Below are 13,271 nucleotides of genomic sequence, written 5' to 3'. Positions count from 1 at the left end.
TTATTTACATTTTTAAATCGGCTTTCGTTGCGAAAAATCCTGCTAAACGATCTTTCACTTTCTTGATGCCACCAGCTTCATCACTTTCTAAATTCATTGGCATTACAGGTTCATGCAAGCTCATTCGAAGTAAGAACCAACCTTCACCAAGCGCACCTTTTGTATTCACACGAATGCCTTCTTGGTTTACTGGTTCTAATTCCATGTCCGCGTCAGCTTCTACAAATGCCAGAAAATCAGCTAAAACTTCTTTGCCATAAGCTTTAAAATCTGGTGCTGTAATACTTAAACGAATTTCTTCGCTTTCTGCAGGTTCTTTTAAATCAGCTATTAAATCAGGCAAATCTTGGCCATTTTTTCGTAAAGTGGCGTATGTCATCAAAATTTTGGCAATTAAGTAAGCACCGTCATCTAAGAAATAATTTTCTTTTAATGCAGCGTGCCCACTCACTTCAATAGCGATTTCTGATGGTGTTCCGTTTGCATTAAGGCGTAAAGCTTCATTGATAACGTTACGATAACCACGTTTAAAGCGATGTTGTTTCCCACCTTTTGCTTCGATGAATGTTTGTAGATGTCCGCTTGTTGTTGAGTCAGTCACGATAGTTGTTCCTGGCTTTTCTTCCAAAATAATACTAGAAATAACAGCAATTAATGGATTACGGTTTAAACTTTCTCCATTTTTATCCATAATCGCAGCCCGGTCTACATCCGTGTCAAAAATCACGCCTAAGTCCGCTCCGCTCGCAAGTACCGCTTTTTTCAAGCTAGCCATAGCTTCTTCATTATCGGGATTTGGAATATGGTTAGGAAAATTGCCATCCGGATCTAAAAACTGACTACCAGATATGTCTGCCCCGAGCTCTGCCAACACTTTTTCAGCAAAAAAGCCGCCAGCGCCATTCCCTGCATCGACAATAATGTGGCTTCCTTGTAGTGGCTTCATTTTGTCCGCTGCATCCGTGATTCCAGCTCTAATTTTATCCGTTAAGTCTGCCGCATATGTAGAAAGTAAATCTTGTTTTGTAACTTTTCCGGCGATTAGTCCGTTTTCTATGAAAGATTTACCTGCGTGAGCTACGATATAATCAATATCTTCATGTTCAGCTCCACCAGATTTCGTAAATAATTTTAGTCCATTATACATAAAAGGTAAGTGGCTCGCTGTAATCATAATTCCGGCATCACAGTCATAGTCTTCGTACTGGGTTGCCATAAACATGGCCGGCGTAGTTGCAAGTCCTACATCCACCACATCGATACCTGAGAAAGTCAACCCTTTGATAAGTGCCGCTTTTAATCGTTCAGCTGAAAGTCTGCTGTCATGACCAATCGCCACTTTTGCCTGACCTTCCACTTTTTTCTCCTCTTTTAGCCATTTCGCAAAGCCATAAGCAATCTTTTCTACACGTTCGTCTGTCAGCGTAATCTGATATTTTTCCGTAGCGATTGCTATTCCACGTATGTCTGATCCGTTTTGCAGTGCTTCTAACGCTTTCGTTTCTGATTGATTCATGTCATTCCTCCAGCTTCTGTATTTTTCCCCTTCATTATAGCTTAAATTGCGCATAATTCACATAGCTTTTACAAAAGATGTGCTCTATTTGCAATAATGATTTTTAGATCTACCGTTAATTCTTTTGGCGGATTTATTAATAATTCGCTTTTTTTATCTTTATCAATGTGCCAACCAAGTGGTGTCATTTCAAGAAAATCGGCAAATAATTCGTTTGCGATTGGCGCTTTATATGTCACCCGTTCAACATGCTCGACTGTTAATTTTTCTGCTAGCCGAGATGTAACGGACTCATTTGAATAACTACTCTTCTCATCAACATAAATAAATTCGCGCAACTCCCGCAAATAATTCGCTTCTGGAACTACTTTTAATAAAAAGCCATCCGTTTTTAACAACCGCTTGAATTCCTCATAATTCGAAGGTGATAAAATGTTTAAAATCACATCTGCCGTCTCTTTCTGGGTTGGACAATTGGCTAAATCAGCTACTGTCCAAACAATTCCGGGATAATCTCGAGCAGCTTGTTTCACGCCTTCTTTAGCAATATCTAGCCCAATTGCTTGGACATGGCGTCCTTTTTCTTGAAGATTTTTTACAACTTGCGATAAATGACTTCCTTCACCGGAACCAGCATCATATATCACTACTTCTTCTTTTTTTGTCTCAGCAATTATTTCTGTCACTCGTTCGATTAATTTTTCAAAAAAGCCACTCGCAATCACTTTTTTTCGTGATTCGAATAAGGCTTGATCGTATTTGGTTTTATGTACTTGCTTAAGTAAATGTAAATATCCCGGCTTGGCAATATCAAACCCATGATGGTTTTTACATACAAATGAATTCGGCTCGCTAAATGAGAATTCCACCCCACAAATCGGACAAGCAAGCAGCGTCATACTTTCTTTCATCGCAAGCTTATTAATCTCCATTTTTGATAACAATTAAACGTCACTCCACTCGAAAAACGTTGCCCGCAAATAGGCAACGTTTCTACTAATTTCTTTCATACGTATAAAATGTGTAATTATATTTATTTTTCTCATCTTTTTCATGAGGTTCTTTCGCTACTTCTGAAAAGTTTTCCCAGTCTACTTCTGGAAATGCGGTATCTGCATCAAATTCCGCGTCAATTTTTGTGACAATTAGCTTATCTGCCACATCCATAAATAAACGATAAATTTCAGCTCCACCAACAACATAAATCGGTTCGCCGGTTTCAGCAAGCGCCAGAACTTCATCCCGCGAATGAAGAATTTCTGCGTCGTCTAGTTGTAATTCATTGTCCCTAGTTAACACAATGGTCTTTCTATTTGGCAAAGCTTTACCTAGTGATTCATAGGTTTTCCGTCCCATGACGAGTGTTTTTCCAGTTGTCGTTTTTTTGAAAAATTGTAAATCTCCTGGTAAGTGCCACGGCATCTTGTTGTCTTTCCCAATATTACCAGCGCGGTCTTGTGCCCAAACAAAAATTATCATCTAAGAAAACCTCCCTTATACTGAAATTGGTGCTTTAATTGCTGGATCTGGATTATAACCATCTAGTGAAATATCCGCTACTTCAAAATCAAAAATGGTTGCAGGTTTATCTGAAAGAACTAATTTTGGTAGCGCATGCGGAGTTCTTGATAATTGTTCTTTCACTTGTTCGATATGATTGTTATAAAGATGTGCATCTCCCATAGTATGGATAAATTCACCAACATCAAGTCCAACTTCCCGTGCAATTAAATGTGTCAAAAGTGCATAACTCGCAATGTTAAACGGTACTCCTAAGAAAATATCTGCACTTCGTTGGTACAATTGGCACGATAATTTCCCATCTGCCACATAAAATTGAAACAATGAATGACAAGGTGGTAAAGCCATATTCGGAATATCTTCAGGATTCCAAGCAGACACGATTAAACGACGCGAGTTCGGGTTTGTTTTAATCATTTCAATTAAGTCAGCTAACTGATCAATTGTTTCCCCTTGCGAAGTTTTCCATTCACGCCATTGTTTGCCGTAAATATTACCTAATTCGCCGTATTTATTCGCGAACGTTTCGTCTTCTAAGATCCGCGTTTTAAACTTCTCCATTTCAGCTTGATACACTTCTTTAAAGGCCGGATCACGCTCAGCACGCAGCCCAAAGTCAGTCATATCTTCGCCTTTATAATCAGCGCTTTTCACAAAACGCTCAAAAGCCCATTCATTCCAAATATTATTATTATGCTGTAAAAGGTAGCGAATATTCGTATCTCCATGTAAAAACCATAGTAGTTCACTTACTACAAGTTTAAATGGTACCCGTTTTGTTGTCATAATTGGAAAGCCTTCCTGTAAATCAAAACGCATTTGATAACCAAATGTGCTGATTGTTCCAGTCCCAGTGCGATCTCCTTTTTGTGTTCCATTCTCTAAAACGTACTTTTCTAAATCCAAATATTGTTTCATTGTTCGCACTCCTTATTCCGCGTATTGTGATAAAAATTCCCAGCGTTCCATCATTTGTTCCAACTCTGATTCTTTCGCTGTAATAAGTTCACTAATTTCTGCTGCTTTTGTAAAGTCTGCTCCGGTCTGTTCCAATGTTTCATTGAGCGATTCAATGTCTTGCTCTAAGTCGCTAATGGCATCCTCAATCCCGTCCCACTCAAGTTGTTCTTGGTAGGTTAGTTTGACTTTCTCTTTTTTCTCAGGTGATGACTTTTCGGCCGAAGTATTCGCCATTTTTTTCATTGATTTTGCTGGCTTTCCTTTAGCCTCAAGTTCTTTCAAATAATCACTATATTCGCCGTAGAAAATTTCTACTTCGCCAATTGCCCGGAAAACAAGCAATTTATTTACAACTTTATCAAGGAAATATCTATCATGGCTGACCGTAATAACCGTACCGTTAAAAGATTCTAAGTAATCCTCTAGAACAGTTAATGTTTGCGTATCTAGGTCATTGGTCGGCTCATCTAGTAGCAACACGTTTGGTCGTTCCATTAAAATGCGTAGTAAGAACAACCGGCGTTTTTCTCCGCCTGATAAGCTACCAATTTTCTTCCCGTGGGAATTTGGTGGGAATAAAAATCGTTCTAGCATGGCGCTCACACTAATCACTTCTCCACCAGAAGTCGTTACTTGCTCTCCTGCCTCTTGCAAATAAGCAATCATTCGCATATCTGGATCCATTTCTTCATTTTGTTGCGTATAATAACCGATTTGTACTGTTTGACCCGTAATTACCTCGCCGGCATCGGGCGTTAGTTTTCCAGCTAACATATTCAGTAAAGTCGATTTACCAGTTCCATTATTCCCAGTGATACCAAGCCGTTCTCCCGGTTGAATAATTAAACTAAAATCTTGTAACACTTGTTTTTCGTCAAAGCGTTTTTCTAAATTTTTCAATTCGAAAACATCTTTCCCAAGGCGACTAGTGACAAAATCAATCGCAAGTTCTGAGTCGTCGATTTTTGTTTTGACTTTTTTCTCTAAATCATGGAAACGGTCTTGTCTAGCATTTTGTTTTGTGGCGCGCCCTTGTGGACCACGACGCATCCAAGCTAGTTCTTTACGATAAAGGTTTTTATTTTTCTCTGATTCGCGGACTTCGTTTTCCATGCGAATTGCCTTGGATTCCATAAATTTTTCGTAATTTCCAACATAACGGTAAGCCGAACCACGATCCAGTTCCACCATATGGTTCGTCACACGGTCAAGGAAGTAACGATCATGGGTAACGAGTAATACCGCTCCTTTAAAGCGATTTAAATACTCTTCTAGCCAACGAATCGACTGAAAATCCAAATGGTTGGTAGGTTCATCTAAAATAAGTAAATCTGGCGTCTCAATCAAGACTTGCGCCAAGCCAACACGCTTTCGCTGACCACCAGAAAGCTCACTTATTTTTGCTGTTAAGTCAGTAATGCCAAGCCGTTCCAAGATTGTTTTCGCTTCAGTATTCATATCCCAAGCAGCACTCGCATCCATTTCTTGGCTAGCCGCTGTATAGGCATCATGTAGCTTGGTATTTTCTGCATCAAGCGACATCGCTAGTAAGACTTCTTCATACTTACGCATTGCTCGAAGCGCCGCAGTATCACCGTCAAAAACCGCTGAAAGAACCGTATCCTCTTCATTAAAAACAGGATCTTGCGCCAAATAACCGATCGTATAATCTTTCGCTTTCGTAACGCTACCTTTATCCCCAGATTCACTTCCAGAAATAATTTGTAACAGCGTTGATTTACCAGTACCATTTACACCGATTAAACCAATGCGTTCGCCTTCTGTTATCGTTAGCGAGATATTCTCAAACAGGCTTTTTTCGCCATATGTTTTTGTTAAGTTTTCTACTTTTAACTGTTTCATTTAGTCCCATCCATTTCCGTTTCGTCCTTATCTATTCTAGCTGAAAATATAGAACATAGCAATTGCTTGAGATGAAAAAAGTTCCAAAAGCGGCGAATCCACTTTTGGAACTTTTATTTTTAAAATAAACCTTGTGCGTTACCATTTTCATCGACATCCATATTTAATGCCGCTGGTTTTTTCGGTAAGCCTGGCATTGTCATCACGTCGCCAGTTAAAGCAACAACGAAGCCCGCGCCAAGTTTTGGAATGAATTCACGAATATGAATCACAAAATCAGTTGGGCGACCGAGTAATGTTGGGTCGTCCGATAAAGAATACTGCGTTTTCGCCATACAAATTGGATAACGATCCCAGCCGTATTTTTTAAACTCAACAATTTGTTTTTGTGCCTTACTAGAAAGTTCTACTCCAATTCCACCGTAAACCTTCGTCACAATTGCTTCTAATTTTTCTTCTATTGACCAAGCATCATCATAAATGCGTTTATAGTCCGCTTCTCCGCTTTCGACTGCAGCGATTACTTTATCTGCGAGTTCCAGACCACCGTCGCCGCCTTTTTCCCACACTTCTGTTAACGAAAAAGGAATACCGTGTTCTTCGCAAAGTTGTTCTAATTTCGCGACTTCCGCATCTGAATCCGTAATAAACTTATTAATGGCAACAACATATGGAATACCAAATGTTTGAATCGATTCCGTATGTTTTTGTAAATTAGTAAAGCCTTTTGCTAGAGCATCGACATTTTCTTCACTAAGTTCTGTTTTCAAAGCGCCACCGTGCATTTTCAGTGCGCGAATTGTCGCTACAATCACGACACAATCTGGTTCTTTTCCAAGTGCCGGAACTTTAATATCTAAAAATTTCTCTGCTCCAAGATCTGCTCCAAAACCAGCTTCCGTTACTACATATTCGCCAAGTTTAAGCGCAGTGCTTGTCGCTGAAACACTATTACAACCATGAGCAATATTAGCAAAAGGACCACCATGTACAATCGCTGGAGTATGTTCTAATGTTTGCACTAAATTAGGTTTTAACGCATCTTTTAATAGTAATGTTAATGCACCTTCATAACCCATTTCACCAACAGTTATTGGTTCTTTTTTATAATTATAGCCAATCACAATTTCACTTAAGCGTTTCTTTAAGTCTTTTAAGTCACTTGCTAAACAAATGATTGCCATAATTTCAGAAGCAACTGTAATATCAAAACCATCTTCACGAGGAACGCCTTGAATAGGACCACCAAGACCAACGACCACTTTTCGAAGCGCTCGGTCATTTAAATCAACAACACGTTTCCAAACGATTCGTCTCCCATCAATTCCTAAATCATTACCTTGTTGCATATGATTATCGATAAACGCAGATAAAGCGTTGTTTGCTGCTGTAATGGCATGAAAATCGCCTGTAAAATGTAAATTAATATCTTCCATTGGAATAACTTGCGCATAACCGCCACCAGTTGCCCCGCCCTTAATACCCATTGTAGGTCCAAGTGATGGTTCCCGCAAAGCGATGACTGTTTTCTTATCTTTTTTAGAGAGTGCGTCGCCAAGACCAACTGTTACAGTCGATTTACCTTCACCGGCTGGCGTTGGATTAATAGCTGTCACAAGAACAAGTTTACCTTGCTCCTTGTCTTTTAACGAGTGAATCGTATCATAGGATAACTTTGCTTTATACTTTCCGTAAAGTTCGAGTGCATCTGCATCTAGTCCTAAATGTTCCGCGATAGTCGTAACTGGTAGAATTTCTGCTACTGATGCAATTTCAATATCTGATTTCACTTTATTTGACATGATATCCCCTCCGAATATGTATATTGTAACAAAGAATTAAGATATTTTGGCTTCTTCAGTGCATCAAAAAAGCGTGACACCAAGCGATGTAACACCATTTTTGATTTCTAAAGTAAAGCCTGATTGCGCAAAAATCAACATCTCAACCTTGGATTACCGTTATTCCTTTGTATCTGGTTTCGTTGGATCCATTTCCTTGAGCGTCTTAAGCGCATCTGGATGATTTTCAAAAAACTGAACAACATCCCCGATTCGGTCAATAGAATTCCAACTCAAATGATGTTCAATACCTTCCACATCATGATAAATATGGGACGGATCTACACCAATTATACTTAAAAAACTTTCTAGTAATGCATGTCTTTCTAGTAGCCTTTTCCCCATTTGTGTTCCTTTAGGCGTCAAAATTAATCCACGATATTTTTCATAGATTAAATATTCGTCTTTATCTAGTTTCTGTACCATTTTTGTTACAGAAGACGGATGGACAAATAACTCATCAGCAATATCCGAAACCCTGGCATAACCTTTTGTTTCAATAAGGGAATAGATTTTTTCAATATAATCTTCCATACTAGGTGTTGGCATAGCTATACCCTCCAACTTATATTCTTTCACATAGCCAATTGTACTATAATATCGGACTTTCTAAAAGCAATTACCCTTTCTAAAACGAAATTTCTCCTAGGACATTCACGTAGTTTTTCGCGGTAAATCTAGCATTTAACGACAAAATATAACATAAAAGTAAAAAGTAAGCCTTTACAAGTCCAAAAATTAAAAAAATATCGAAAATCACCTTGACGTTTATAGGTATTTTGATTTATAGTGTTAGTATCATATGCGGCAACGCTATGAACTGAAAAGGTAGTATTTGCGAGAAAAAATTTTTAAACAGAAATGAAAGCGTTTGAAAAATGATTCTAGCAATTATTAGCCATACTTAGGAGGATTTATTTCAATGCAAAATGGGAAAGTAAAATGGTTTAACAATGAAAAAGGTTACGGTTTTATCGAATCAGACGGCGGCGAAGATATTTTCGTTCACTTCACAGCGATCCAAGGTGACGGCTACAAATCTTTAGAAGAAGGCCAAGCGGTAACATTTGAAGTAGTTGAAGGTAACCGCGGCGCTCAAGCAGCCAATGTGGAAAAAGCCTAATCCAGTTGCCAATTAGACACGGACTTAAAACCGGTATCCTTTGACCGGTTTTTTTATTGCAAAAAAATAGCTTTCCTTCTATAATAAAGCCACATCTACTCAAACAATAGGAGGCGCACAATATGGAAGTTTTCGTTGACGGTGCAAGTGCTGGAAATCCTGGTCCTAGTGGTGCTGGCATTGTTCTAAAAGCAGCAGGAATCTATGAACAATTCGCCATCCCTCTCGAAGTTATGACCAATCATGAAGCCGAATTTATCGCGATTAAATTAGGTCTAGAAGAAGCTTTAAAAAAACAAGCCACTTTCATTCGTTTGTATTCTGATTCGAAAGTCGCCATTGAAGCAATCCATAAACGACACGCTAAAAATCCTTTATTCAAACCCCATTTAGAAGCAATTTTAGAAATGGCTGATTCAGTAGAGTTATTTTTTGCAGAATGGCGTAACGTTAGCCAAAATAAACAAGCCGACCAACTCGCGCGTCAGGCTATAAAAAAACAGAAGCAATCTGGTGTCAAATAACCAGATTGCTTCTATTTTTATTCAATATCCCGCGTTAGGGTTTTTAAGCCATATTTTTCAACGACCGCAAAAGCATCATCGCGGAAACCGTTATATTTCAAGCTTGCTAAGTTCATTTCTAGCGGCACTTCAGTATGAATTTTAGCTAGTTTTTGGCTCAGTTCAAGCATTGCTAAATCTTCTTGAATTTTCAATTGTTGGGCTGGTTTAAGCTTGTCTAAATTATTTAAAACCCCTTCAATTGATTCGAATTCTTGGATGAGCTTAATTGCTGTTTTTTCACCGATGCCACGCACTCCAGGATAACCATCTGAAGTATCCCCCATCAATGCTTTTACATCAATAAACTGTTTCGGCGTAATGCCCATCTCTTCAAAAAATGTTGCTTCATTATATCGTTTATAATTGCCATAACCTTTTTGCATAATCCATACATCATTCGTCGGTGCGATTAGCTGTAGTAAATCTTTGTCGCCACTTAAAACGGTTGTCGAAATACTACTACTAGCCTGAACTGTAATCGTACCAATGCAGTCATCTGCTTCAAAGCCAGGTACGCCCAAGTTAACAAAGCCAAACCCAGCAGCTACTTCTTTTGCTAAATCGAATTGTGGTATCATTTCTTCTGGTGGCGCCGTTCTGCCCGCTTTGTAACCATCATATAATTCATTACGGAATGTTTGTGACCCCATATCCCAGCAAATAAGTGTATGTGTTGGATTACTTTGACGAATAGCCGCAAACATGTGGCGCATAAAGCCTTGCACACCATTCGTTGGAATTCCGTGTTGATTAAACATAAATTGTTTGGAAACAGCTGTTGCATAAAATGCTCGGAAAAGTAGTGCCATTCCATCTACAACGAGCAAATTTTCTCGATTTTCGTTCATATATAATCCTCCTATTTCCTTCTACTGCCATCTATTGTAGCATAATTATATCTGGCTCGCAGAAAAAAAGGAGCTTTTTACCAGCTTGCTTTTTTCACGCCGGGTAATTGTCCTTGATGTGCTAGTTCACGAAACCGAATCCGTGACATACCAAATTTACGCATATAACCATGCGGGCGACCTGTTAATTCACAACGATTGTGTAGTCGTGTTGGTGAAGAATCTCTTGGTAACTTGCGTAACTCATCAAAACGACCTTCTGCTTTAAGCGTGCGGCGAAGTTCTGCATATTGTTCAACAAGCGCTTGTTGATGCTCATGTTTAGCAACTTTTGATTTTTTAGCCATATGTCTCTCCTTTCATAAATAATAATCATTCCGATTTATATCATACGCCGATTTCAAAATGAATGCAAGTCTCTTGTTTTAAAAAAACCGATACCCATTTTAAGTGGGTATCGGTTCGTTATTTATTTAGTACCAACGATTGGTCCATAAGCATTAGAGAAACCATTATTATAAGCTACTCCGGCACTATTTTTACCAGCGTCCCAGTTAACGGACCAGGTCATAACACCTTTTACTGGAGTTCCTTTTGCTTGTAAACGATTGAATACATTTTGGACAATTTGAGGGTCTTTTACGTAACCAGTTGCTGCTGCATCTACATTGGCTGGTAAACCGAAGACAAATTTATTCGCAGGAATTTTTAAATAACCGCGCGTCCCGTTAATGAAAGAATCAGCCATGTAATATAAGAAAGATTCTTTTAAAGTATCATTATTTTGCGCAATCCATTGGTTAGTTTCATCTACCCAAACACCGTCGCCACCTTGATTGTAAAGTTGTGGGGCAATATAGTCATAGTAATTAGCAAGTGAAGTTAAGTAGCTCTCATAAGCGCTACCTGGTTTTAAATAAGGAAATTCTGGCGCCATCGTAATTAAGAAGTTTTTGCCTTGTGCTTTATAGTGATCTTTGACGATTTTAAGCGCTGCTGGAATAACAGTTTTATTATCTCCCGCGGTAATGGCGCTTTGTTCTAAGTCTATGTCTAGTCCATCAAAGCCGTATGTTTCTACTTGGCGGATAATTTCATTCGCGAACGCCTGCTCATCCCCAGCCTTCAGTTCCACATGACCATCCGCACCACCAAGCGCTAAAAGTACTGCTCGACCTTCTTTGTTTAATGCGCCGACTTGTGCTCTGAAATCGCTATCATTTATTCCCACAGGTTTAAATGTTGGAATGCGATTTACTCCGTCTCCCTTCATAAAGGAAACATCTACCACGTTATAAGCTTTCGGTGTATCCTTCAGTGCTATATCTGCGGAAGTCCCTTGTTGATAGCCATCTTTCCCAGAAGATTTCCAACTATGCCAGTACCCAACTAGCACCTGTTTGTTAGAAATATCTGGCATAACAGAAGCGTCATCCGTCGCCGCTTGAGCCGTACTGCCGAAAGCCCCAAGCCCTGTGCCAACTAAAAGTAAAGACAAACCACCAACCATTACTTGTTTTCCATTCATCTACTTTTCCCCCTTACTTTATCTACCCCAAACTTGCTTTTTTGGAGCTACTAGAAAATACCCATCATAATGAAAATAAAACTAGAAAAACAGCAAAAAAGCGAAATTGATATAGACCAATTCCGCTTTCAAATAAATAATTGCTTATAAGTATATGAGAAAAAATAGCCCAATTAAAACTGTTTTATTTTTTACTCAGCATGTTGAGGTTCTGGATCTGCTAGTTTTTTATCTTTACGATGAGGAATCATGTTGAAAATAATATTTAAAGTAATTGCAGTAACACTTCCGGCAACAATTCCATTACTCGTAAATAAACGAACAAAAGATGGGAAAGCATTAAATAAATCTGGCACAACAGTTACGCCTAAGCCAACACCAACTGCACAAGCAATAATTAATAAGTTTTCTTGAGAAGTAAAATTAACTTTTCCTAACATCTTAATACCCTGCGCAACAACCATTCCGAACATAGCAACCATTGCCCCACCAAGAACCGGAGTAGGGATAATTGTTGTCACAGCTCCAATTTTTGGAATTAAACCTAAGACGATTAAGAAACCTGCTGCCGCATAAATAACTTTACGCGTTTTAATGCCAGAAAGCTGAACAAGCCCGACATTTTGCGAATAAGCTGTATAAGGGAATGTATTAAAAACTCCACCAAGCATAATCGCTAGCCCCTCTGCACGGTAACCACGAGTTAAATCTTTTTGCGTTAATTTCCGTTCGGTAATATCTGATAAAGCAAAATAAACACCAGTTGATTCCACCATACTTACTAAGGCAATTAAAATCATCGTAATAATCGCCGGCCATTCAAAGGTCGGAGTGCCAAAATAAAATGGTTTCGGCATATGAAACCAGCTTGCTTCACTAACCGGTCCAAGCGAGATACCTTTATAAAGCGCCGCAAAAAGCGAACCTCCAACAAGACCGATTAAAACAGCAATAGCTTTCGAAAAACCTTGGCCAAAACGATACACTAAAATAATTAATAATAATGTCCCAAAACCTAGACCAAGATTATACATCGAACCGAAATCTTTTGCCCCTGCCCCGCCGGCAAGATTGTTAATGGCAACGGGAATAAGTGTTAAACCAATAACTGTTACAACGGAACCCGTCACAACAGGAGGGAAAAATCGAACAACTTTAGAGAAGAATGGGGCTATTAATAATACAAAAAGTCCTGAAACAATAATCGAGCCGTAAATCGCGCCGATCCCCATATCTTGCCCAATCAAAATAATTGGTGCAATGGCTTGAACCGCACATCCAAGTACAACAGGTAAACCAATTCCAAAGAACCGATTAACCGTTAATTGTAGCAATGTCGCAATCCCGCACATAAAAATATCAATCGAAACTAAGTAAGTCATTTCTTCTCCGTTAAAACCAAGCGCTCCACCGATTAATAGTGGAACAATAACCGCTCCAGCATACATCGCTAGAACATGCTGAAATCCTAAAGCTGCAATCTTCCCTTTACCTAACATCTACTC

13 protein-coding genes are annotated in these 13,271 nt (G+C 38.9%); 2 read left to right on the top strand and 11 right to left on the bottom strand.

Going from position 1 to position 13,271, the window contains the following annotated elements:
• Positions 1 to 4: 4 nt before the first annotated feature.
• From AC4PG0_RS09415 to mntR, 7 genes are all read right to left on the bottom strand, one after another.
• Positions 5 to 1,516 (bottom strand): phosphohexomutase domain-containing protein, encoded by a 1,512-nt coding sequence (locus AC4PG0_RS09415; RefSeq protein ID WP_033837736.1) that lies wholly within the window; start codon positions 1,514 to 1,516, stop codon positions 5 to 7.
• Between the two features lie 68 nt (positions 1,517 to 1,584).
• Complete coding sequence (locus AC4PG0_RS09410; protein ID WP_207578758.1) at positions 1,585 to 2,460, bottom strand: putative RNA methyltransferase; 876 nt, start codon at positions 2,458 to 2,460, stop codon at positions 1,585 to 1,587.
• A gap of 52 nt (positions 2,461 to 2,512) precedes the next feature.
• Positions 2,513 to 2,995, bottom strand: a complete 483-nt coding sequence (locus AC4PG0_RS09405) for a dihydrofolate reductase (RefSeq protein WP_010991694.1) — start codon at positions 2,993 to 2,995, stop codon at positions 2,513 to 2,515.
• A 15-nt stretch (positions 2,996 to 3,010) separates the two neighbouring features.
• The gene (locus tag AC4PG0_RS09400; protein WP_003769361.1) at positions 3,011 to 3,955 is read right to left on the bottom strand and encodes a thymidylate synthase; all 945 of its coding nucleotides are present in this window, start codon (positions 3,953 to 3,955) and stop codon (positions 3,011 to 3,013) included.
• Positions 3,956 to 3,967: 12 nt separating this feature from the next.
• A complete protein-coding gene (locus AC4PG0_RS09395; protein ID WP_003769365.1) occupies positions 3,968 to 5,860 on the bottom strand; it encodes an ABC-F family ATP-binding cassette domain-containing protein in 1,893 nt (630 codons plus the stop codon).
• Positions 5,861 to 5,979: 119 nt separating this feature from the next.
• Positions 5,980 to 7,662: a formate--tetrahydrofolate ligase gene (locus AC4PG0_RS09390; RefSeq protein ID WP_492167643.1), complete on the bottom strand. Its 1,683-nt coding sequence runs from the start codon at positions 7,660 to 7,662 to the stop codon at positions 5,980 to 5,982.
• Between the two features lie 159 nt (positions 7,663 to 7,821).
• Positions 7,822 to 8,250: a transcriptional regulator MntR gene (gene mntR / locus AC4PG0_RS09385; RefSeq protein WP_003763032.1), complete on the bottom strand. Its 429-nt coding sequence runs from the start codon at positions 8,248 to 8,250 to the stop codon at positions 7,822 to 7,824.
• A gap of 373 nt (positions 8,251 to 8,623) precedes the next feature.
• Here mntR and cspD point away from each other — a divergent pair, with 373 nt between their 5' ends.
• Positions 8,624 to 8,824 carry a cold-shock protein CspD gene (gene cspD, locus AC4PG0_RS09380; RefSeq protein WP_003728273.1) on the top strand — a complete coding sequence of 67 codons (201 nt, stop codon included), beginning with the start codon at positions 8,624 to 8,626 and terminating at the stop codon, positions 8,822 to 8,824.
• A gap of 122 nt (positions 8,825 to 8,946) precedes the next feature.
• A complete protein-coding gene (locus tag AC4PG0_RS09375) occupies positions 8,947 to 9,348 on the top strand; it encodes a ribonuclease HI family protein (RefSeq protein WP_045553329.1) in 402 nt (133 codons plus the stop codon).
• Between the two features lie 17 nt (positions 9,349 to 9,365).
• Here AC4PG0_RS09375 and AC4PG0_RS09370 read toward each other — a convergent pair whose 3' ends face one another.
• From AC4PG0_RS09370 to AC4PG0_RS09355, 4 genes are all read right to left on the bottom strand, one after another.
• A complete protein-coding gene (locus tag AC4PG0_RS09370; RefSeq protein ID WP_003769372.1) occupies positions 9,366 to 10,238 on the bottom strand; it encodes a 5'-3' exonuclease in 873 nt (290 codons plus the stop codon).
• 77 nt (positions 10,239 to 10,315) lie between these two features.
• Complete coding sequence (gene rpsN / locus AC4PG0_RS09365) at positions 10,316 to 10,585, bottom strand: 30S ribosomal protein S14 (RefSeq protein ID WP_003763042.1); 270 nt, start codon at positions 10,583 to 10,585, stop codon at positions 10,316 to 10,318.
• Positions 10,586 to 10,707: 122 nt separating this feature from the next.
• Positions 10,708 to 11,766, bottom strand: coding sequence for a chitinase ChiA (gene chiA / locus AC4PG0_RS09360; protein ID WP_033532913.1), 1,059 nt, complete (start codon positions 11,764 to 11,766; stop codon positions 10,708 to 10,710).
• Between the two features lie 191 nt (positions 11,767 to 11,957).
• The gene (locus AC4PG0_RS09355; protein ID WP_003763044.1) at positions 11,958 to 13,265 is read right to left on the bottom strand and encodes a nucleobase:cation symporter-2 family protein; all 1,308 of its coding nucleotides are present in this window, start codon (positions 13,263 to 13,265) and stop codon (positions 11,958 to 11,960) included.
• Positions 13,266 to 13,271 lie beyond the last annotated feature (6 nt).

Source organism: Listeria sp. MAN/IMW/UF464 (assembly GCF_058683955.1).
Note: the sequence above shows the minus strand (reverse complement) of the source record. Positions and strands in the feature narration are given on the sequence as shown.

Coding starts and splice junctions, on each gene's coding strand:
- AC4PG0_RS09355 (WP_003763044.1), bottom strand. CDS start 13,265: ATGTTAGGTAAAGGGAAGATTGCAGCTTTAGGATTTCAGCATGTTCTA.
- AC4PG0_RS09400 (WP_003769361.1), bottom strand. CDS start 3,955: ATGAAACAATATTTGGATTTAGAAAAGTACGTTTTAGAGAATGGAACA.
- AC4PG0_RS09395 (WP_003769365.1), bottom strand. CDS start 5,860: ATGAAACAGTTAAAAGTAGAAAACTTAACAAAAACATATGGCGAAAAA.
- chiA (WP_033532913.1), bottom strand. CDS start 11,766: ATGAATGGAAAACAAGTAATGGTTGGTGGTTTGTCTTTACTTTTAGTT.
- AC4PG0_RS09390 (WP_492167643.1), bottom strand. CDS start 7,662: ATGTCAAATAAAGTGAAATCAGATATTGAAATTGCATCAGTAGCAGAA.
- AC4PG0_RS09405 (WP_010991694.1), bottom strand. CDS start 2,995: ATGATAATTTTTGTTTGGGCACAAGACCGCGCTGGTAATATTGGGAAA.
- rpsN (WP_003763042.1), bottom strand. CDS start 10,585: ATGGCTAAAAAATCAAAAGTTGCTAAACATGAGCATCAACAAGCGCTT.
- AC4PG0_RS09415 (WP_033837736.1), bottom strand. CDS start 1,516: ATGAATCAATCAGAAACGAAAGCGTTAGAAGCACTGCAAAACGGATCA.
- mntR (WP_003763032.1), bottom strand. CDS start 8,250: ATGCCAACACCTAGTATGGAAGATTATATTGAAAAAATCTATTCCCTT.
- AC4PG0_RS09375 (WP_045553329.1), top strand. CDS start 8,947: ATGGAAGTTTTCGTTGACGGTGCAAGTGCTGGAAATCCTGGTCCTAGT.
- AC4PG0_RS09370 (WP_003769372.1), bottom strand. CDS start 10,238: ATGAACGAAAATCGAGAAAATTTGCTCGTTGTAGATGGAATGGCACTA.
- cspD (WP_003728273.1), top strand. CDS start 8,624: ATGCAAAATGGGAAAGTAAAATGGTTTAACAATGAAAAAGGTTACGGT.